Annotated in this window: 19 protein-coding genes; 16 read left to right on the plus strand and 3 right to left on the minus strand. The window is 72.8% G+C overall.

Features of this window, described 5'->3' with window-relative positions:
- The first annotated feature begins 90 nt into the window (after positions 1 to 90).
- The 5 genes from ACFW6A_RS10150 to ACFW6A_RS10170 are packed head-to-tail and all read left to right on the plus strand — an operon-like array spanning position 91 to position 4,790.
- Positions 91 to 1,110 (plus strand): sugar ABC transporter substrate-binding protein, encoded by a 1,020-nt coding sequence (locus ACFW6A_RS10150; protein ID WP_351850699.1) that lies wholly within the window; start codon positions 91 to 93, stop codon positions 1,108 to 1,110.
- Positions 1,107 to 2,168, plus strand: a complete 1,062-nt coding sequence (locus ACFW6A_RS10155; protein ID WP_351850700.1) for an ABC transporter permease — start codon at positions 1,107 to 1,109, stop codon at positions 2,166 to 2,168. The genes ACFW6A_RS10150 and ACFW6A_RS10155 overlap by 4 nt, the downstream gene beginning before the upstream one ends.
- On the plus strand, positions 2,165 to 2,959 hold the full coding sequence (locus ACFW6A_RS10160; protein ID WP_351850701.1) for an ATP-binding cassette domain-containing protein: 795 nt from the start codon (positions 2,165 to 2,167) through the stop codon (positions 2,957 to 2,959). Before ACFW6A_RS10155 ends, ACFW6A_RS10160 begins: the two co-directional genes overlap by 4 nt.
- A 56-nt stretch (positions 2,960 to 3,015) precedes the next feature.
- A complete protein-coding gene (locus tag ACFW6A_RS10165; protein WP_386639779.1) occupies positions 3,016 to 4,179 on the plus strand; it encodes an ROK family glucokinase in 1,164 nt (387 codons plus the stop codon).
- Positions 4,176 to 4,790 carry a hypothetical protein gene (locus tag ACFW6A_RS10170; RefSeq protein ID WP_386639782.1) on the plus strand — a complete coding sequence of 205 codons (615 nt, stop codon included), beginning with the start codon at positions 4,176 to 4,178 and terminating at the stop codon, positions 4,788 to 4,790. Before ACFW6A_RS10165 ends, ACFW6A_RS10170 begins: the two co-directional genes overlap by 4 nt.
- Before the next feature lie 87 nt (positions 4,791 to 4,877).
- Here the strand turns inward: ACFW6A_RS10170 and ACFW6A_RS10175 are convergent, their stop codons facing one another.
- Entirely contained in the window at positions 4,878 to 6,566 is a 1,689-nt protein-coding gene (locus ACFW6A_RS10175) for an MFS transporter (protein WP_386639785.1), read from the minus strand.
- Between the two features lie 148 nt (positions 6,567 to 6,714).
- Between ACFW6A_RS10175 and ACFW6A_RS10180 the strand changes: the two genes are divergently transcribed.
- The 10 genes from ACFW6A_RS10180 (at position 6,715) to ACFW6A_RS10225 (ending at position 15,702) form a co-directional block, all read left to right on the plus strand.
- Entirely contained in the window at positions 6,715 to 7,326 is a 612-nt protein-coding gene (locus ACFW6A_RS10180) for a TetR/AcrR family transcriptional regulator (RefSeq protein ID WP_351850706.1), read from the plus strand.
- 193 nt (positions 7,327 to 7,519) lie between these two features.
- The gene (locus ACFW6A_RS10185) at positions 7,520 to 8,956 is read left to right on the plus strand and encodes a DEAD/DEAH box helicase (RefSeq protein WP_386639789.1); all 1,437 of its coding nucleotides are present in this window, start codon (positions 7,520 to 7,522) and stop codon (positions 8,954 to 8,956) included.
- A gap of 99 nt (positions 8,957 to 9,055) precedes the next feature.
- Entirely contained in the window at positions 9,056 to 10,321 is a 1,266-nt protein-coding gene (locus tag ACFW6A_RS10190; RefSeq protein ID WP_386478556.1) for an alpha/beta fold hydrolase, read from the plus strand.
- 55 nt (positions 10,322 to 10,376) lie between these two features.
- On the plus strand, positions 10,377 to 11,009 hold the full coding sequence (locus tag ACFW6A_RS10195; RefSeq protein ID WP_351850710.1) for an MBL fold metallo-hydrolase: 633 nt from the start codon (positions 10,377 to 10,379) through the stop codon (positions 11,007 to 11,009).
- A gap of 45 nt (positions 11,010 to 11,054) precedes the next feature.
- The gene (locus ACFW6A_RS10200; RefSeq protein WP_386478553.1) at positions 11,055 to 11,834 is read left to right on the plus strand and encodes an exodeoxyribonuclease III; all 780 of its coding nucleotides are present in this window, start codon (positions 11,055 to 11,057) and stop codon (positions 11,832 to 11,834) included.
- An 82-nt stretch (positions 11,835 to 11,916) separates the two neighbouring features.
- The gene (locus tag ACFW6A_RS10205; protein ID WP_351850714.1) at positions 11,917 to 12,354 is read left to right on the plus strand and encodes a DUF6278 family protein; all 438 of its coding nucleotides are present in this window, start codon (positions 11,917 to 11,919) and stop codon (positions 12,352 to 12,354) included.
- Positions 12,355 to 12,498: 144 nt separating this feature from the next.
- The gene (locus ACFW6A_RS10210) at positions 12,499 to 13,242 is read left to right on the plus strand and encodes an amino acid ABC transporter ATP-binding protein (protein WP_351850716.1); all 744 of its coding nucleotides are present in this window, start codon (positions 12,499 to 12,501) and stop codon (positions 13,240 to 13,242) included.
- A gap of 14 nt (positions 13,243 to 13,256) precedes the next feature.
- Positions 13,257 to 14,177: a glutamate ABC transporter substrate-binding protein gene (locus ACFW6A_RS10215; RefSeq protein WP_351850718.1), complete on the plus strand. Its 921-nt coding sequence runs from the start codon at positions 13,257 to 13,259 to the stop codon at positions 14,175 to 14,177.
- Between the two features lie 17 nt (positions 14,178 to 14,194).
- Positions 14,195 to 14,839, plus strand: coding sequence for an amino acid ABC transporter permease (locus ACFW6A_RS10220; RefSeq protein WP_351850719.1), 645 nt, complete (start codon positions 14,195 to 14,197; stop codon positions 14,837 to 14,839).
- Positions 14,836 to 15,702: an amino acid ABC transporter permease gene (locus ACFW6A_RS10225; RefSeq protein WP_351850721.1), complete on the plus strand. Its 867-nt coding sequence runs from the start codon at positions 14,836 to 14,838 to the stop codon at positions 15,700 to 15,702. The genes ACFW6A_RS10220 and ACFW6A_RS10225 overlap by 4 nt, the downstream gene beginning before the upstream one ends.
- Before the next feature lie 52 nt (positions 15,703 to 15,754).
- Here the strand turns inward: ACFW6A_RS10225 and ACFW6A_RS10230 are convergent, their stop codons facing one another.
- Complete coding sequence (locus ACFW6A_RS10230) at positions 15,755 to 17,308, minus strand: alpha/beta fold hydrolase (protein WP_386639795.1); 1,554 nt, start codon at positions 17,306 to 17,308, stop codon at positions 15,755 to 15,757.
- 257 nt (positions 17,309 to 17,565) lie between these two features.
- Here ACFW6A_RS10230 and ACFW6A_RS10235 point away from each other — a divergent pair, with 257 nt between their 5' ends.
- On the plus strand, positions 17,566 to 18,807 hold the full coding sequence (locus ACFW6A_RS10235; RefSeq protein ID WP_386639798.1) for a cytochrome P450: 1,242 nt from the start codon (positions 17,566 to 17,568) through the stop codon (positions 18,805 to 18,807).
- On the opposite strand, the gene ACFW6A_RS10240 is transcribed toward ACFW6A_RS10235, so the two are convergent.
- The gene (locus tag ACFW6A_RS10240; protein WP_386639801.1) at positions 18,773 to 19,504 is read right to left on the minus strand and encodes a hypothetical protein; all 732 of its coding nucleotides are present in this window, start codon (positions 19,502 to 19,504) and stop codon (positions 18,773 to 18,775) included. The genes ACFW6A_RS10235 and ACFW6A_RS10240 overlap by 35 nt on opposite strands.
- Between the last annotated feature and the right edge of the window lie 29 nt (positions 19,505 to 19,533).

The raw sequence follows: 19,533 nt of genomic DNA on the forward strand, positions 1-19,533 counted from the left end.
GGAGCGGGGTAGGGCCCCCTGACGAGCGGCGGAACCCGCATGACCGATACTGCAATGCACGCAGAAGGACACAAAGGAGGGCACGGCCTCGTGACCAGGCTTCGGACAGGAGGGGTACGCGCCGCGCTCGGCGCCGTGCTCGCACTCGCGCTCACGGGAGCGCTCGCCGGGTGCAGCAGCACGGGCGGCAAGCGGGCGGAGGACGCCCGCAAGGCGGCCGCGGCCCAGGGCCGGCCGGCCGTGGACACCCCCCGCTGGACCTTCGCGATGGTGACCCACTCGGGTGACGGGGACACCTTCTGGGACATCGTCCAGAACGGCGCAGAACAGGCCGCCGCCAAGGACAACGTCAACTTCCTCTACGCCCACAGCGACGAGGCCCAGCAGCAGGCGCAGCTGATCGACTCGTACGTCGCCAAGGGCGTCGACGGGCTCGTCGTGACCCTCGCCAAGCCCGACGCCATGAAGGCCGCCGTCGAGAAGGCCGTCAAGGCCGGCATCCCGGTGATCACCGTGAACTCCGGCGCCGAGCAGTCCAAGGCCTTCGGCGCCCTCACCCACATCGGCCAGGACGAGACCGTCGCCGGCCGGGCCGTCGGCGAGGAGCTGACGAAGCGCGGCCGGAAGAAGGCCCTCTGCGTCCTGCACGAGCAGGGCAACGTCGGCCACGAGCAGCGCTGCGCCGGCACCAAGGAGACCTTCGGCGGCGAACTGGTCAACCTCTACGTCGACGGCACCAACATGCCCGACGTGAAGGCGTCCATCGAGGCCAAGCTCCAGGCCGACAAGGACGTCGACGCCGTCGTCACCCTCGGCGCCCCCTTCGCCGACGCCGCCGTCCAGGCCGCGAAGAGCGCCGGCAGCGAGGCCGAGGTCGACACCTTCGACCTCAACGCCAAGGTCGCCACCGCCCTCGCCGACGGCACCCTCGGCTTCGCCGTCGACCAGCAGCCCTACCTCCAGGGCTACGAGGCCGTCGACCTGCTCTGGCTCTACCGCTACAACGCCGACGTCCTCGGCGGCGGCAAGCCCGTCCTCACCGGACCGCAGATCATCACCGAGGACCAGGCCGCCGAGCTGAAGAAGTACACGGAGCGGGGGACCCGATGAGCGCCACCGCACCTCCCGCGGGAGGCGACGGCGTCGACCACGTCGACGAACGCCTCCTGCGCACCACCCCGCTGAAGAAGCTCCTGGCCCGCCCCGAACTGGGCTCGGTCGTCGGCGCGCTCGCCGTCTTCGTCTTCTTCGCGGTCGCAGCCGACGGCTTCCTGCGGCCCTCCAGCCTCGGCACCGTCCTCTACGCGGCCTCCACCCTCGGCATCATGGCCGTCCCCGTCGCCCTGCTGATGATCGGCGGCGAGTTCGACCTCTCCGCCGGCGTCCTGGTGACCAGTTCGGCGCTGGTCTCCTCGATGTTCAGCTACCAGATGACGGCGAACGTGTGGGTCGGGGTCGGCGTCTCGCTCCTGGTCACCCTGGCCATCGGCGCCTTCAACGGCTTCATGCTGACCCGGACGAAACTGCCCAGCTTCATCATCACGCTCGGCACCTTCCTCATGCTCACCGGCCTGAACCTGGGCCTCACCAAGCTGATCACCGGCACCGTCTCCACCAAGTCGATCGCCGACATGGAGGGCTTCCCCTCCGCCCACTCCGTCTTCGCCTCCACCCTCACCGTCGGCGGCGTCGAGCTGAAGGTCACCATCCTGTGGTGGATCGGCCTGGTGGCGGTGGCCACCTGGATCCTGCTCCGCACCCGCTTCGGCAACTGGATCTTCGCCGTCGGCGGCGGCGCCGACGCGGCCCGCGCGGTCGGCGTCCCGGTCCACCGCACCAAGATCGGCCTCTACACGGGCGTGGCCTTCTGCGCCTGGATCGCCGGCCAGCACCTGCTCTTCTCCTTCGACGTGGTGCAGTCCGGCGAGGGCGTCGGCAACGAGCTGGTCTACATCATCGCGGCCGTCATCGGCGGCTGCCTCATCACCGGCGGCTACGGCTCGGCCATCGGCTCCGCCGTCGGCGCCCTCATCTTCGGCATGACCAGCAAGGGCATCGTCTACGCCGAGTGGAACCCCGACTGGTTCAAGTTCTTCCTGGGGGCGATGCTGCTGCTCGCGACCCTGCTGAACGCCTGGATCCGCAAGCGCGTGGAGGCCACCAAGTGACGACCGACACCGCTCCGCTGGTGCAGCTGGACGACGTCAGCAAGTACTACGGCAACATCCGCGCCCTCGAAGGGGTCTCCCTGGAGGTCCGGGCGGGCGAGATCACCTGCGTCCTCGGCGACAACGGTGCCGGCAAGTCCACCCTCATCAAGATCGTCGCGGGACTGCACCGGCACGACGCCGGCACCTTCCGCGTCGAGGGCGAGGAGGTCTCCCTCGCCAACCCGCGCGACGCCCTCGACCGGGGCATCGCCACCGTCTACCAGGACCTCGCCGTCGTCCCCCTGATGCCGGTCTGGCGGAACTTCTTCCTCGGCTCCGAGCCGACGAGGGGCAAGGGCCCCCTCAAGCGGCTCGACACCGGGCTGATGCGGACCACCACCCGCGAGGCGCTGCTCCGCATGGGCATCGACCTCCGGGACGTCGACCAGCCCATCGGCACCCTCTCCGGCGGCGAGCGCCAGTGCGTGGCCATCGCCCGCGCCGTCCACTTCGGCGCCAAGGTCCTCGTCCTCGACGAGCCGACCGCCGCCCTCGGCGTCAAGCAGTCCGGCGTCGTCCTCAAGTACGTCGCCGCCGCCCGCGACCAGGGCCTCGGCGTGGTCCTCATCACCCACAACCCCCACCACGCCTACCTCGTCGGCGACCGGTTCGTGCTGCTCAAGCGCGGGGTGATGGCCGCGAGCCACACCAAGGACTCGGTGACGCTCGACGAGTTGACCCGCCAGATGGCGGGCGGCAGCGAGCTCGACGACCTCCGCCACGAGCTGGAGCGGCCCGCCGGCCCGTGACCCGCCCCGGGGTCTCATCACGCGGACCCGACGCCCCTCCTGGCAGAATCGACCCGATGAACACCTACCGTGACCCGGCCGCCCGGGGCGGCGTCCTGCGGACCGTCGGCACCCGCGAGCGGCGCTCCCACCTGTCGGCGCCCCGGGTGCCGACGGTGGGCATCGACATCGGCGGGACCAAGGTGATGGCGGGCGTCGTCGACGCCGACGGCACCATCCTGGAGAAGATCCGCACCGAGACCCCCGACAAGTCCAAGAGCCCCAAGGTCGTCGAGGACACCATCGTCGAGCTGGTCCTGGACCTCTCCGACCGGCACGACGTGCACGCCGTCGGCATCGGCGCCGCCGGCTGGGTCGACGCCGACCGGGCCCGCGTCCTCTTCGCCCCCCACCTCGCCTGGCGCAACGAACCCCTCAGGGACGCCCTCCAGGACCGGCTCGCCGTCCCCGTCATGGTCGACAACGACGCGAACACCGCCGCCTGGGCCGAATGGCGCTTCGGCGCCGGACGCGGCGAGGACCACCTCGTCATGATCACCCTCGGTACGGGCATCGGCGGCGCCATCCTGGAGGACGGCAGGGTCAAGCGGGGCAAGTACGGCGTCGCCGGCGAGTTCGGCCACATGCAGGTCGTGCCCGGCGGCCACCGCTGCCCCTGCGGCAACCGCGGCTGCTGGGAGCAGTACAGCTCAGGCAACGCCCTGGTCCGCGAGGCCCGCGAGCTGGCCGCCGCCGACTCCCCGGTGGCGTACAACATCATCGACCGGGTCAAGGGGAACGTCCCGGAGATCACCGGCCCCCTCATCACCGAGCTGGCCCGCGAGGGCGACGCCATGTGCGTCGAGCTCCTCCAGGACATCGGCCAGTGGCTCGGCGTCGGCATCGCCAACCTCGCCGCCGCCCTCGACCCCTCCTGCTTCGTCGTCGGCGGCGGCGTCTCCGCCGCCGACGACCTGCTCATCGGCCCCGCCAGGGACGCCTTCCGCCGTCACCTCACCGGCCGCGGCTACCGCCCCGAGGCCCGGATCACCCGCGCCCAGCTCGGCCCCGAGGCCGGCATGGTCGGCGCCGCCGACCTCGCCCGGCTCGTCGCCCGCCGCTTCCGCCGCGCGAACCGGCGCCGGGTGGAGCGCTACGAGCGGTACGAGCGCTACGCGCAGGCCTTCCGCCCCGGCACCCACGGGCGCGGCTCCCGCACCCCCGAGGACCCCGGCTCATGACCCTGCACCACCCGCCCGCCGGTCCGCCGGCCGGACCCCCCGAGGAGCTGCTTCCCGAGCAGCGGCCGCCCGAGGGCCGGCTGCCGGAGCACCGGGGCCGCATGATCCGCCGCCGCTGGCTGACGGCGGTCATCATCGTCCTGCTCGTCGGCATCCCCGCCGGCTACCTGGTGATCTCCGCGGGCCAGAGCCGGGAGAGCGGCATCGACAAGGAGCGCGAGTCCTCCGTCGTCGGCCTCCAGGACAACTGGCCCTCGCTGATGAAGCGCCGCGTCTTCGAGGTCCCCGTCCCCGCGGGCGCCTCCGGCGTCGCCTACTACGAGACCAGCAACTGGAAGACCAGTCGGCTGTACGTGCAGTTCACCACCACGGCGACCGGCCTCGACGCCTTCCTCGCCGAATCGGGCACCGGCCGCTCCGCGCTCGCCCCCGGCCGGATCACCGTCTCCGACCGGGACGCCGGCATCGTCGGCTGGACCTTCCCCGAGGGCCTCGCCTGGTCGGGCACCACCGTCGACCGCGAGGACCCCCGCCCGTCCACCGACCTCACCGTCGACCTCACCGACCCGGCCTTCCCCCGCGTCTTCGCGGTCTCCACGACCAGCCCCTGAGACCGCCGGGGCCGGGTGCCGGGCCGGGGCGGGACAGGCCGCCCCGGAGGGGGCGGCGAACCGGCCCGGCACCCGCGCCCGTTCGGGTCACCGCGGGGCGGACCGTTCTCCGTCCCGGCGGTGGCTAGGGCCCTGCCGTCCCCCCGTGCCGTACCCGGTCGGGGCGCCGTGCTCCGGGGCGCCCGGCGCCGCGTGGGCGGCCGCCGCGGGCCGGGGCCGGCCGGCCGGCCGGGGCGGGGTGCCGCCGACGGGCTCGGCCCGGGCGCCGACGCGGACCCGGCGCAGCAGGGTGAAGGCGAGCAGGGCCATCAGGGCCAGCAGGCCGGCGGCGGTGTACATCGCGATCTGGAGGCCGTGGGTGAAGGCGGCGCGGGACGCGGCGGCCAGCGCCTCGCCCGGGTCCCGCGGGAGGCGGGCGGCGACGTCGAGGGCGCTGCCCAGGGTGTCCCGGGCGGACTCCAGGAGGGTCGGTTCGAGGCCGCCGGGGGCGTTCTCCGCGAGATCCGAGCGGTAGACGGCGGTGCCGACGCTGCCGAGGACCGAGATGCCGAGCGCGCCGCCGAACTCGGTGGCGATCTGCGAGAGGCCCGAGACCGTGCCGGCCTTCTCCGGCGGGGCGGTGGCGATGATCATGTCGGAGGAGATGGTCAGGACGAGGGTGATGCCACCGGCCATCGTCGCCGTTCCGGCCACCAGGGCGGCGACCCCGGTGCCGCCGTCGAGCCGCCCGAGGAGGACGAAGCCGACGGCGCCGATGAGGAGGCCCGCGCCGACGACGAACGCGGGGCGGACCCGCCGGACGACGATCGGGGCGAGGGCGGCGGCGGTCATGGCGGCGCCGGCCGCCGGGAGGGCGTACAGGCCGGCGACGAACGGCCGCACGCCGGCCACCATCTGGAGGTACTGGGTGGTGAAGAGGCTGGAACCCACCATCGAGAAGACGCCGAGGGTGTTCGCCGTGACGGAGGCGGTGAAGCCCTTGCCGCGGAACAGCTTCACGTCCAGCATCGGCTGCGCGAGCGACTTCTGGCGGCGGAGGAAGACGTACCCGAGGAACAGGCCGGCCGCCATGACGACGAGCGGCGTGACGCTGACGCCGTCCTGGGCGATGTGCTGCACGCCGTAGATGGCCGGCAGCATCGCCGCCAGCGACAGGACCGCGCTGAGCAGGTCGAACGGACCGGGGTCCGGGTCCCTGGACTCCGGCAGCGTCACCGGCGCGAGCAGGACGAGCAGCGCCATGACCGGCAGGTTGACGAGGAAGACCGAGCCCCACCAGAAGTGCTCCAGGAGGGCGCCGCCCATGAGGGGGCCGAGCATGGCGCCGGCGGCGAAGGCGCCGGTCCACACCGCGATGGCCACGCGGCGCTGCCCGTCGTCGTGGAACATGTTGCGGATCAGGGAGAGCGTCGACGGCATCAGCGTCGCGCCACCGATGCCGAGCAGCGCCCGGGTCGCGATCAGCATCTCCGCGCTGTCCGAGTAGGCGCCGCACGCGGACGCGATGCCGAAGGCGGCGGCGCCGAAGAGCAGGAGTTTCCGGCGGCCGATCCGGTCACCGAGCGTGCCCATCGTCAGCAGCAGCCCCGCGAGCATGAACGGGTAGATGTCGATGATCCACAGCAGCTGGGAGCTGCTGGGCTCCAGAGAAGCGCTGATCATCGGCAGTGCGTACGACAGGACGTGCATGTCGAGGGAGACCAGGAGGACGGGGAGCACCAGGACGGCGAGACCTAACCAGGCCTTGCGGGCGGCACGTGGGGTAGCTGGGTTCATGGCACTGAACCATACGTACGTCTGATACGTGCGTCTAGTACAAGCGTATAGATCATGCGTCTGGAAGGTCCGTCTGAGACGGAGGTGAGAGACGAATGTCTGATACGCGCGTCTGTGACACATGTGCGGCCAGGGCTAGGATCCAGGCGTGGGAAATCGAGAGGACCTGCTGGTCGGTGCCAAGAAATGCCTGTACGAACGCGGGTACGCCCGCACCACCGCGCGCGACATCGTCGCCGCCTCCGGTGCGAATCTCGCCTCGATCGGCTACCACTTCGGCTCGAAGGAGGCGCTGCTCAGCGCGGCGGTGATCGAAGCGTTCGAGGAATGGGGGCAGGAGCTGCGCCGGATCCTGGAGGAGGCCGCCGACCCCACGGTCGACGCGGCCTGGGAGCGCGTCACGGAGTTCTTCGTGACCCACCGCCCCCTCCTGCTCGCCAGCGTCGAGGCGTTCGCCCAGGCCGACCGCGTCCCCGGGCTCCGCGAGCAGCTGGCCGAGATGTACGAACGGGCCCGCGTGGCCCTGGCTGCCCCGCTCGCCGCCCACCTCGGCGACACCGCCACCGACCGGACGATGTGGCTGGTGGGCTCCTTCCACCTCGCCCTCGTCTCCGGCCTGGGCCTCCAGTGGCTCCTCGACCCGGAGAAGGCGCCGAGCGGCGAGGAGCTCGCCGAGGCGATGCGCGTCTTCACCGGGGCCCTCGGCCCCGCGGCGGCGCCCCCCGCCGACGGCCCGGCGGGCGCCGGAACGATCGACTGAGCCGGCGCCCCGGACAGGCGGCGGGCCCGTGGCCGGTGCGGGGGAAGCACCTTCCCCGGGGCGGGGAAACACCCTCGCCGGTGCGGGGGGAGCACCTTCCCCGGTGCGGGGAAACACCCTCCCCGGTGCGGGGGCCGCCCCCGCACCCCGCCTCCGGGGCCCCGACCGTCCTCCTTCACCCACAATGGACCCCATGAACCGTTCCTCCCGCCCGGACCACAGCCCCCGCCCCGCCGCCTCCAAGGACGACTTCGCGCAGCCGGTCGGCCACACCCCGGCCCTGCCCCCCGTCGCCTCCTTCGACGAGCTCGGGCTGCCCGCCGAGGTACGGGAACTGCTCACCGCCCAGGGGGTCGAGACGCCCTTCCCGATCCAGGCCGCCACCCTGCCGAACGCCCTCGCCGGGCGGGACGTGCTCGGGCGCGGCCGGACCGGGTCCGGCAAGACGCTCGCCTTCGGGCTGCCGCTGCTGGCCCGGCTCGCCGGCAGCCGGGCCGAGGCGCGCAAGCCCCGCGCGCTGGTGCTCGTGCCCACCCGCGAGCTGGCCCAGCAGGTGACCGACGCGCTCGCCCCGTACGCCGGCGCGCTGAAGCTGCGGCTCGCCACCGTCGTCGGCGGCATGTCGATCGGCCGGCAGGCCACCGCCCTGCGCGACGGGGCCGAGGTCGTCATCGCCACCCCCGGCCGCCTCATGGACCTCGTCGAGCGCAAGGACGCCCGGCTCGACCGGGTGGAGATCACCGTCCTCGACGAGGCCGACCAGATGGCCGACATGGGCTTCACGGACCAGGTCACCGGCCTGCTCGACCTGGTCCGCGACGGGGGCCAGCGGATGCTGTTCTCCGCCACCCTCGACAAGAACGTCGACCTCCTGGTCGAGCGCTACCTGCACGACCCGGTCGTCCATTCGGTCGACCCCTCGGCCGCCGCCCACACCACCATGGAGCACCACGTCCTCCAGGTGCACGGCGCCGACAAGTTCGCCACCGCCACCGAGATCGCCGCCCGCGATGGCCGCGTGATCATGTTCCTGGCGACCAAGGCGGCCGTTGACCGCTTCACCGCCCACCTGCGCGGCAGCGGCGTCCGCGCCGCCGCCCTGCACGGCGACAAGTCGCAGCCGCTGCGCATCCGCACCCTGGAGCGGTTCCGCAGCGGCGAGGTGCCCGTCCTCGTCGCCACCAACGTCGCCGCCCGCGGCATCCACGTGGACGACGTCGACCTCGTCGTGAACGTCGACCCGCCCGCCGACCACAAGGACTACCTCCACCGCGGCGGCCGCACCGCCCGCGCCGGCGGCTCCGGCACCGTGGTCACCCTGGTCCTGCCCGACCAGCGCAAGGACGTGCTCCGCCTCATGGCGGACGCCGGGCTCCGCCCCCGGGTCACCCAGGTCCGCTCCGGCGAGGCCGAACTCACCCGCCTCACCGGCGCCAGGGCCCCCTCCGGCGTCCCCGTCGACGGCAGCGCCCCCAGCACCGAGCGCCCCAGGCGCGGCGGCGCGCAGTTCCGCGGCATGGGCACCGTCCCCGGCAAGCCCGGCCGCGCCAGGAACGAGTCCCGCCGGTCCGCCGAGGAACGGAAGCTGGCCGAGGCCCGCAGGGCCGCCCGGATCCGCCGCGGCCACTGACCCCGCCGCCCGCCGCCCGCCCTCTCGTCCTCCGTCCTCCGGCGGTGAAATTCCGCCCCGGCGGTCCGGCGGGGCGGAAGAGATGAGAGGGTCGGGCGAGTGAGCGAGACACCGACGAACACCCTGCAATACCGAGTCGACGGCCCCGAGGACGCGCCCGTCCTGGTCCTGGGCCCCTCGTTGGGCACCACCTTCCACATGTGGGACCGCCAGGTCCCCGAGCTGGTCCGGGACCGGCGGGTGGTCCGCTTCGACCTGCCCGGCCACGGCGGTGCGCCCGCGCAGCCCTTCACCTCCGTCGCGGAGCTCGGGGACCGCGTCCTCGCCACCCTCGACGCCCTCGGGGTCCAGCGCTTCGGCTACGCCGGCTGCTCCCTCGGCGGCGCCGTCGGCCTGGACCTCGCCCTGCGCGCCCCGCACCGGGTCGCCTCCCTGGCCCTGGTCGCCACCGCGCCGCGGTTCGGCACCGCCGACGAGTTCCGCCAGCGCGGCGTCGTGGTCCGCGCCAACGGCCTGGAGCCGATGGCCCGCACCGCGCCCGAGCAGTGGTTCACCCCGCACTTCGCCGCCAACCAGCCCGCCATCGTCGACTGGGCCGTCCAGATGGTGCGGACCACCGACGCCGCCTGCTACGTCGCCGCCTGCGAGGCCCTCGCGGTCTTCGACGTACGGGCCGCCCTCGGCTCCATCGGGGTGCCCGCGCTCGTCCTGGTCGGCTCGGAGGACCGGGTCACCGGCCCCGCCGAGGCCCGCACCCTCGTCGCCGGCATCGCCGACGCCAAGCTGGCCGTCGTCCCGGGCGCCTCCCACCTCGCCCCCGTCGAGCAGCCGGCCGCCGTCACGGACCTGCTCCTGGAGCACTTCTCGGCGATCTCCCACGAGACGAGCGGCACCCTCGCCGTCCCGCCGCCGGTCCCCGCCCCGGCCGTCGCCGAGCCCGTCGCCGCCCCGGCCGCCCCCGAGGACGGGGAGGAGGCCCCGGCCGCCCGCCCCGACCCGTACGAGAAGGGGCTCGGGCTCCGCCGCGAGATCCTCGGCGACGCCCATGTCGACCGCGCGCTCGCCGACGCGGACGCCGCCGACTTCCAGGAGCTCGTCACCCGTTACGCCTGGGGCGAGGTCTGGGCCCGGGAGGGCCTGGACCGGCGCACCCGCAGCGTCGTCACCCTCACGGCCCTCGTCGCCGGCGGCCACCGCGAGGCGCTCGCCGACCACACCCGCGCCGCCCTCCGCAACGGCCTCTCGCCCGCCGAGATCCGCGAGATCGTGCTCCACACCGCGGTCTACTGCGGCCTTCCCGCCGCCGAGACCGCCCTCGGCACGGTCGGCCGCGTCATCACGGAGGAGACCACGCCGCCGGCGTAGTCCGGGGGCCGCGTCCGCCCGGGCCGGGCCCGCACGCCCGGCGTAGGGTGGGGCCGTGAAGCTGACGAAGAAGTCCCACGCCTGCGTCCGGCTGGAGAAGGACGGGCGCACGCTCGTCCTCGATCCGGGAGCCTTCACGGAGGAGGACGCCGGGCTCGGCGCCGACGCGCTCCTCGTCACCCACGAGCACCCGGACCACTTCGACGAGGGCCGGCTGCGCGCCGCGCTGGAGGCGAACCCGGCCGCCGAGATCTGGACCCTGCGCAGTGTCGCCGACCAGCTCGCCGCCGCGTTCCCCGGCCGGGTGCACACCGTCGGGCACGGGGACGCCTTCACCGCCGCGGGCTTCGATGTCGAGGTCCACGGCGAGCTGCACGCCGTGATCCACCCGGACATGCCGCGCGTCACCAACGTCGGCTTCCTCGTCGACGGCGCCGTCTTCCACCCCGGCGACGCGCTCACCGTCCCCGGCCGCCCGGTGGACACCCTGCTGCTGCCGGTGATGGCGCCGTGGAACAAGATCTCCGAGGTGATCGACTACGTCCGCGAGGTCGGTCCGCGCCGGGCGTACGACATCCACGACGCCCTCCTGACCGACCTGGCCCGGCCGATCTACGACCGGCAGATCGGCGCCCTCGGCGGCACCGACCACCAGCGGCTCGCCTCCGGCGCCTCCGCCGAGCTGTGAGCCGGATCCGGGCCGCTGTCGGTGCCCGCCAGTAGGCTGGGCGCCATGCGCATCGCCACCTGGAACGTCAATTCGATCACCGCTCGGCTGCCCCGGCTGCTGGCCTGGCTGGAGAGCAGCGGCACCGACGTGCTGTGCATCCAGGAGACCAAGTGCGGCGCCGAGCAGTTCCCCGCCGACGAGCTGCGCGAGCTGGGCTACGAGTCGGCGGTCAACGCCACCGGCAGGTGGAACGGCGTCGCCCTCCTCTCCCGCGTCGGCCTCGAGGACGTCGTGACCGGCCTGCCCGGCGGTCCCGAGTACGACGGGGTGCAGGAGCCCCGCGCGATCTCCGCGACCTGCGGCCCGGTCCGCGTCTGGTCGGTCTACGTGCCGAACGGCCGGGAGATCACCCACGAGCACTACGCGTACAAGCTGCGCTGGCTGGAGGCCCTGAAGGCCGCCGTCGGCGAGGACGCGGCCGGCGAGCGCCCCTTCGCCGTCCTCGGCGACTACAACATCGCGCCGGCCGACGCCGACGTCTGGGACGTCTCCCTCTTCGAGGGCGCCACCCACGTCACCGAGCCCGAGCGCGCGGCCCTCGCCGGCCTGCGCGGGACCGGCCTCACCGACGTCGTCCCGCGCCCGCTCAAGTACGACCACCCGTACACGTACTGGGACTACCGCCAGCTCGCCTTCCCCAAGAACAAGGGCATGCGCATCGACCTCGTGTACGGCAACAAGTCCTTCGCGGAGGCCGTGAAGGACAGCTACGTCGACCGCGAGGAGCGCAAGGGCAAGGGCGCCTCCGACCACGCCCCGGTCGTCGTCGACCTCGACCTCTGACCGCGGGGCGGTCCGCCCGGCGCCCCGACGATCTCCGCGTGCCGGGTGGTGGACCGGCGGGTGACGGTGCGACGCTGTTGCGATGAACATCCCGTTTCTCGACCACTGGCGCAAGCGGCGGGATTCCGCCCCCTCCCCGCTGGTCACGGCCTTCGGCCGTGACCCGGAGGGCCTGACGGAGCTGCTCGCCGAGTGCGAGCTGCTCCGCTCCCGGGTCGAGTCGGCGGGCGTCGTCCTCGACGACACCCCGCGCTCGCTGCAGGAGCTGGACCAGCTCCCGCCGCGCTGGCGCGACGACCCCGAGGAACTGCCCTGGGTCGGCAACGACGCGGGGCTCTACCTCGGCACCGTCATCGTCCGCACCGTGCCGGGCGCCCACTGGCAGGTGTGGCCGAACGGCGGTCCGGTCGTCGTCCTGGAGTCCGGCCGCGAGATCCCGGTCGTCGAGTACGGCGTCGAGTGGGCGATGACCGGTACGCCCGAGCTGTCCCAGGCGTACGCGGAGGCCGCCGAGCGGTGACGTAAATACGGCTAATCCCGTCTTGCCCTTTTCGTGCGTGTCGGGCGTGAAGTCCCTTTTTTCGGCGGATAGTTTGCGCTGTCTCGACACACCGCATCGGTACACCGCATCGGCACACCGCTGAGAAATGGGGCAGGGCAGCGCATGACCGTCGATCCGCTGATCGAACTGCGTGGCGTGAACAAGCACTACGGCACGCTGCACGTCCTCCAGGGCATCGACCTCACCGTCGGCCGCGGCGAGGTCGTCGTCGTCATCGGCCCGTCGGGCTCCGGCAAGTCCACCCTCTGCCGGGCCATGAACCGGCTGGAGACCGTCGAGTCGGGCGAGATCCGCATCGACGGCCGCCCCCTCCCCGAGGAGGGCAGGGACCTGGCCCGGCTGCGCGCCGACGTCGGCATGGTCTTCCAGTCCTTCAACCTCTTCGCCCACAAGACCGTCCTCGACAACGTCTCCCTGGCGCAGATCAAGGTCCGCCGGCGCGGGAAGGAGAAGGCCGACCGCCGCTCCCGCGCACTCCTCGACCGGGTCGGCCTCGCCGCCCACGCCGACAAGTACCCCGCCCAGCTCTCCGGCGGCCAGCAGCAGCGCGTCGCCATCGCCCGCGCCCTCGCCATGGACCCCAAGGCGCTCCTCTTCGACGAACCGACCTCCGCCCTCGACCCCGAGATGATCAACGAGGTCCTGGAGGTCATGCAGCAGCTCGCCCACGAGGGCATGACCATGGTCGTCGTCACCCACGAGATGGGCTTCGCCCGCTCCGCCGCCCACCGCGTCGTCTTCATGGCCGACGGGCGGATCCTGGAGGACCGCACCCCCGAGGAGTTCTTCACCGCCCCGCGCAGCGAACGCGCCAAGGACTTCCTCTCCAAGATCCTCTCGCACTGACCGGGGTGGGAACCATGCAGCGCACGCACCGACGCCTGGGCGCCCTCGCCCTGCTGCTCGCCGCCACGGGCTCCCTGCTGGCCGGCTGCGGCCGCCCCGGCAGCCCGCCCGTCAAGGGCCCGCAGCCCGACCAACTCCCCGTCTACCGCGTCCAGTCGGACTTCCGGCTGCCGGAGTCCTCCACCTGGAACCGGGCCAGGAAGCGCGGCCGCCTGGTGGTCGGCGCCAAGGAGGACCAGCCGTACCTCGGCGAGAAGGACCCCGCCACCGGCCGCTACTCGGGCTTCGACATCGAGATCGCCAAGATGATGGCCGCCTCCCTCGGCTTCGAACCGGGCGGCATCGAGTTCCGCACCATCGCCTCCGCCAACCGCGAGACCGCCCTGCAGAACGGGCAGATCGACTACTACGTCGGCACCTACACCATCAACGACAAGCGCAAGCAGCTCGTCGGCTTCGCCGGCCCCTACTACCAGGCCGGCCAGTCCCTCCTCGTCCGCACCGACGAGGACGACATCCACGGCCCGCAGGACCTCGACGGCAAGCGGGTCTGCTCGGCCGCCGGCTCCACCCCGTACCAGCGGATCCAGCAGGAGTACCCGAAGGCCGAACTCGTCGCCTACGACACCTACTCCATCTGCGTCGACAACCTCCTCACCTACCAGGTCGACGCCGTCACCACCGACGACACCATCCTCATGGGCTACGCCGCCAAGGTCCCCGACGAACTGAAGCTCGCCGGAAAGCCGTTCTCGAAGGAGCCGTACGGGATCGGCGTGCCGCGCGGCGACACCGCGCTCCGCCTCGCCCTCGACGACGCCATCGCCGCGCACGAGAAGAACGGCGACTGGAAGAAGGCCTACGACGCCACCCTCGGCCTCTCCGGCGTCCCCGCCCCCACGCCGCCGCCCATCGACCGCTACCCGGCCAACTGAGGACCCCCACCGCTGACATGGACGTACTGACAGAGAACTTCTCGCTCTACGGCGAGGGTTTCCTCGGCACCCTCGAACTCACCGTCTACGCCTCGGCGCTCGCCCTCGTCCTGGGGTTCGTCATGGCCGCCTTCCGGGTCGCGCCCGTCGGGTCCTTCCGGGTCTTCGGCACGGTCTGGGTCACCGTCCTGCGCAACACCCCGCTCACCCTGCTCTTCTTCGCGGTGATGCTCGGCCTGCCCCGCTTCGGACTCGTGCTGCCCTTCGAGGTGTTCGCCGTCCTCGCCCTCGGCTGCTACACCTCCGCCTTCATCTGCGAGGCGCTGCGCTCCGGCATCAACACCGTGCCCGTGGGACAGGGCGAGGCCGCCCGCAGCCTCGGCATGAGCTTCACCCAGACCCTCGGCACGGTCGTCCTGCCGCAGGCCTTCCGCTCGGTGATCCCGCCGATCGGCTCCACCCTGATCGCCCTCGCCAAGAACTCCGCCATCGCCGGCGCCTTCAGCGTCACCGAACTCCTGGGCACCTACAAGACCTTGAGCGAACTCGGATACAACATCATCTGGACCTTCGTCTGGATCGCCGTCGGCTACCTGATCATCACCCTCTCCATCAGCGCCGTCTTCAACGTGATGGAGAAGCGCTGGGGGGTGGCCCGATGAGCCGCACGCCGCGGGCCAGCGCCCTCTACGACCTCCCCGGCCCGCAGGCCCGCCGCCGCCACCTCCTCTACGGCCTGGCCTCCACCGTCGTGATCCTCGGCATCGCCGCCTGGATCCTCTACCTGCTCTTCGACACCGACCAGTTCACCGCCGTGAAGTGGCGGCCCTTCCTCTACGAGGGCATCCAGGAGCTGCTGCTCAAGGGGCTCGGCAACACCCTCAAGGCCTTCGGGCTCGCCGCCGTGTTCTCGCTGGCGCTCGGCGCGCTGCTCGCCACCGGGCGGCTCTCCGACCACCGGCCGGTGCGCTGGACCGCCACCCTGCTCGTCGAGTTCTTCCGCGCCATGCCCGTGCTGGTGATGATCTTCTTCATCTTCGTGGCGCTCAAGGTGCAGCCGCTGCCCGCGCTGGTCGCCGGACTCACCCTCTACAACGGCTCGGTGCTCGCCGAGGTCTTCCGCACCGGCGTCCACGCCGTCCCGCGCGGGCAGGGGGAGGCGGCGTACGCGCTCGGCATGCGCAAGACCCAGGTGATGACCTGGGTCCTGGTCCCGCAGGCGGTCCGGGCGATGCTGCCGGCCATCATCAGCCAGCTGGTGGTCGCCCTGAAGGACACCTCGCTCGGCTACCTCATCACCTACGAGGAGTTCCTCCACGCGGGCAAGCTGATCGCCTCCAACCTCGACTACGACCTGCCCTTCATCCCGGTCGTCCTCGTCATCTCGCCGATCTACATCGGCATGTGCATGCTGCTCTCCTGGTTCGCCACCTGGGTCGCGCGGCGGGAGCGGCGCGACCCCCGGACCAAGGGGGTGGACGTCGCTCCCGCCGCACCGGTGACCACGCTGCCGGGCCGCGAGTGACCCCTGAACGGGCCCCCGCACGGGCCTGAAACCGGCCCGGCAGCAGCCGTGATCACTCCTTCCGCATCGGCACCGAGACGTACGAGGGATCCGAGGCGGGAGAGGAGAAGGTCAGCTGCGCGCCGGCCGGGTTGTGCTCGATGTACAGCGGGTCGACGGTGTCGACGACCAGCGCGAGCCGGTGGCCGGCCGGGACGTCGTAGGCCGTGGAGAACAGCTCCAGGTCCACGCCGAACGGCCGCCCCGGCACCTTGTCGTGGAAGGTGTACGGGGCGTTGCTCACCAGCTTCCCGACACCGAGCGGGCCCACGTCGTAGAGGTACGCGACGAAGGTGCCGCTCGACGCGGTCGGGGTGACCGTGGTGTGCAGCACCGGCGTGCCGCGCACCGCCGCGCCGGAGTCGTACCGCCGGGACTGCCAGACGGCGGCGAAGGAGCGGGGGAGCAGCGGGACGGAGACGGTCGGCGGGGTCTGCGCCAGCTGGTCGAGGAGGTTGCTGAGCAGCACGACGCCGCCGTCCGCGCCGGAGTTCACGTTGGCCCAGACGTGCTCGGAGTCGTCCAGCGCGATGCGCTCGCGGTGCGCGTTGACCGACTTCCAGTCGGCGTAGCCCTCGTAGCCGCCGTCGGACCGGGGCTTGAGCCGCACCGGCTGCTCGCGGTCGATGCCGTTGTCGGCGCCCTTGAGGTAGCGGTCGAACCAGCGGTGGGCGCTGGTCCAGGTGTCGTTGGGCAGCCCGAGGATGCCGGTGGCCTCGGCGGTGGCGTGGTCGCCGGGGCGGAACTCCAGCCGCTTGGGGCCCGTCAGCTTCTCGTAGAAGTCCGCGTACTGGTTGGGCGGGAAGATGGTGTCGCCCCAGGCGTTGCCGAGCATGACGGCGGTGCCGTTGGCGTTGATCCGGTCCAGGTGGGTGGCGGCCGAGCGCTGCCGCCCCCAGGCGATCATCTCGTCCTCCTGGTCGAGGTTCGAGGAGAGGAAGTCGCCGAGGACCTTCTCCAGTTCGGGACCCGGGCGGCCGGTGAGGTACCCGGCTCCGCCGAGCAGCGCGGCGGCCTGGAGGTGCTGGGTGCGGCCGCTGTAGATGGAGTCGATGAGGTCGGCCCAGCCGCTCAGCGCGGCGACGGCCTTGATCCGGGAGTCGTGGGCGGCGGCCAGGAGCGAGATCCCGGCGCCGTAACTCACCCCGGCCATGCCGACCTTGGCAGGGTCCGCCGGGGTGTGGGCGAGCGCCCAGTCGATCACCTTCGACGCGTCGGCGATGTCCTTGGGCCCGGCGGTCTCGATCTCCCCGCCGGACTCCCAGAAGCCGCGCGAGTTGTAACTCACCACGACATAACCGGACTCGGCGAGCTTCTGCGCCTGCGCCAGGTACTCGACCTGCGGCATGGCCCAGCTGGTGGGCAGCACGACCACCGGCAGGCGGGCGGATCCGCCGGCCCCGGCGGGCGTGACGACGTTGGCCTTGAGGACGGTGCCGCCGTCGCCGGCGATGTCCACGAACCGGATCGACGGGCCGCTCTCCGCCGCCTGGGCGACGGGGGCCACGGACAGGGCCGTCCCGGCCACCAGGGCGGCGGAGACGGCGAGGGCCAGGGATGTGCGCACGGGCCACTCCTCGATGGGGGGTCACTGATGGGGGGCAGTGAAGTGGCCCGACGGTAACCGCGCCGTGCTACCCGTGGTAACCGGTCGGTAAGTTACGTGCGGGTAACGATTGGAGGGTGCGTCGGCGGCGCCCCGGGCGCCGGCCCGGGGCGCCCGACGCCGGCCCCGGCGGGGCGCGAACCGCGCGTTCCGTCCTCCGGCGCCCGTCCCGGGCCGTCACGGTGGACACGCCCCCGCCGCTGCTCCAGGCTGGTCCCGTGAAGCAGCCGCCGGACCTTCCCGACGTCTTCGACCCCCGCGTCCACGCCGCCGGGCCGCCGCACGACGCCTTCCGCACCCTGCGCGACCGGGCGCCGGTCGCGTGGCAGGAGGAACGGGCGGTGCTCGGGTGGCCGGCCGGACCGGGCTTCTGGGCGGTGACCCGGCACGCCGACGTCGTCCGGGTGCTCAAGGACGCGGGGACGTACTCCTCCTGGCTCGGCGCCACCCAGATCCGCGACCCGGACCCCGCCGACCTGCCCTTCATCCGGCGCATGATGCTCAATCAGGACCCGCCGGGGCACGGCAGGCTGAGGAGGCTCGCCAGCCGGGCCTTCACCCCGGGGCGGATCGCGCGGTTCGAGGCGACCGCCCGCGCGCGGGCCCGCGCCCTGCTGGCGGCGGCGCTGGAGGCGGGCGGCGAGACCGACCTCGTCCGGGCCGTCACCGACGACTACGCGCTGCTCAACCTCACCGACCTGCTCGGCGTGCCCGCCGGGGACCGGGGGCTGCTGCACGCCTGGACCGAGCGGGTCATCGCCTACCAGGACCCGGACGAGCCGGCCGTCCTCGGCGCCGACGGGAAGCCCGCCGACCCGCGGTCGCCGGCCATGCTCGCCGAGATGTTCGGCTACGCGCAGGAGCTGGCCGCCCACAAGCGCGAGCATCCGGCCGACGACCTGATGACCGCCCTTGCCACCACCGAACTCGCCGACGCCGAACTGGAGATGTTCTTCTTCCTGCTCACCGTCGCCGGGAACGACACCGTCCGCGCGGCGGCCCCGGGCGGCGTCCTCGCCCTGTGCGGGCACCCCGACGAGCAGCGCCGGCTCCTGCGGGGCGAGGTCGGCGCGGACACCGCCGTGGACGAACTCCTGCGGGTCCACCCGCCGGTGCTCTCCTTCCGCCGCACCGCCGCCCGCGACACGGAGCTGGCCGGGGTCCGGATCGCCGAGGGCGACAAGGTCGTCGTCTTCCACGTCTCCGCCAACCACGACGAACGCGTCTTCCCCGACCCGCACCGGATCGACCTCGCCCGCCGTCCCAACCCCCACGTCTCCTTCGGCGACGGCCCCCACGTCTGCCTCGGCGCCCACTTCGCCCGACTGCAACTCCGGGTCTTCCACGAGGAGCTGCGGGAGGCCTGCGGGGGAGTCGAGCTCACCGGGCCGCCCCGGCGGCTCGTCTCCAACTTCGTCAACGGCGTCAAGTCACTGCCGGTGCGGCTGCGGGAGCCCTGAGCGCCGCCCGCGTCACGTCGGCCACCAGCTCGACCACGTCGGGGCCGTACGCCTGGGAGTTGACCACCTTGAGGAGCAGGACGAAGGAGCCGCTCCGGTGCTTGCGGGCCAACCGCTCGTGGTGGCGGGCCAGATAGCGGGTCGCCGCCTGGTTGGTGATCGCCCGCTGGCCGCAGAAGAGGAAGACCGGGCGGCCGCCCTCGCCCGCCGTGATCCGCGCCAGCACCACGTACTCGACGGCGCCCGGGTCCATCCGGTACCGCTCGCCGCCGACCTCGATCGCCCCCCGCTCCTCGACCGGCTCCGGCTCCGTGTTCATGGTCAGCCCGGGCAGCAGCGAGCCGAGGTGGGCGGCCATGCGCCGGTTCGACCCCGGACCGCCGACGCAGAACTCCGTGCGGTCGCCGAACCCCAGGTGCGTCCGGTCGTGCTGGACGATCTGCGCCTGCGCCCCGCAGTCCTTCACGAGCGCGGCCAGTTCGAGCAGTGCGAAGACGTCGAAGCGGTGCACCGCCCCGTCCCCGCCCGCCTCCCGGTTCACCACGAGCAGGCACTCCGCGTGGCCGGGCAGACCGAAGAACGCCTGCTTGCGGCGGAGCCGCCGGCGCCACGCGTAGGTCCGGGTGAGCCAGCCGAGCGACGCGCTGAGGCCGGTCGCCAGCACGCCGAGCACGATGTTCCGCAGGTCCTCGTCCATAGGGGCGCATGCTAGCGGCGGTCGGGTGA

The organism is Streptomyces sp. NPDC058758, from assembly GCF_042746075.1.
Lineage (GTDB): Bacteria > Actinomycetota > Actinomycetes > Streptomycetales > Streptomycetaceae > Streptomyces.

Bases quoted from the DNA above. Each gene is read 5' to 3' on its own strand.
- ACFW6A_RS10240 (WP_386639801.1), bottom strand. From the start codon at position 19,504: ATGGACGAGGACCTGCGGAACATCGTGCTCGGCGTGCTGGCGACCGGC.
- ACFW6A_RS10215 (WP_351850718.1), top strand. From the start codon at position 13,257: ATGCAGCGCACGCACCGACGCCTGGGCGCCCTCGCCCTGCTGCTCGCC.
- ACFW6A_RS10225 (WP_351850721.1), top strand. From the start codon at position 14,836: ATGAGCCGCACGCCGCGGGCCAGCGCCCTCTACGACCTCCCCGGCCCG.
- ACFW6A_RS10175 (WP_386639785.1), bottom strand. From the start codon at position 6,566: ATGAACCCAGCTACCCCACGTGCCGCCCGCAAGGCCTGGTTAGGTCTC.
- ACFW6A_RS10165 (WP_386639779.1), top strand. From the start codon at position 3,016: ATGAACACCTACCGTGACCCGGCCGCCCGGGGCGGCGTCCTGCGGACC.
- ACFW6A_RS10210 (WP_351850716.1), top strand. From the start codon at position 12,499: ATGACCGTCGATCCGCTGATCGAACTGCGTGGCGTGAACAAGCACTAC.
- ACFW6A_RS10220 (WP_351850719.1), top strand. From the start codon at position 14,195: ATGGACGTACTGACAGAGAACTTCTCGCTCTACGGCGAGGGTTTCCTC.
- ACFW6A_RS10155 (WP_351850700.1), top strand. From the start codon at position 1,107: ATGAGCGCCACCGCACCTCCCGCGGGAGGCGACGGCGTCGACCACGTC.
- ACFW6A_RS10185 (WP_386639789.1), top strand. From the start codon at position 7,520: ATGAACCGTTCCTCCCGCCCGGACCACAGCCCCCGCCCCGCCGCCTCC.
- ACFW6A_RS10170 (WP_386639782.1), top strand. From the start codon at position 4,176: ATGACCCTGCACCACCCGCCCGCCGGTCCGCCGGCCGGACCCCCCGAG.
- ACFW6A_RS10205 (WP_351850714.1), top strand. From the start codon at position 11,917: ATGAACATCCCGTTTCTCGACCACTGGCGCAAGCGGCGGGATTCCGCC.
- ACFW6A_RS10200 (WP_386478553.1), top strand. From the start codon at position 11,055: ATGCGCATCGCCACCTGGAACGTCAATTCGATCACCGCTCGGCTGCCC.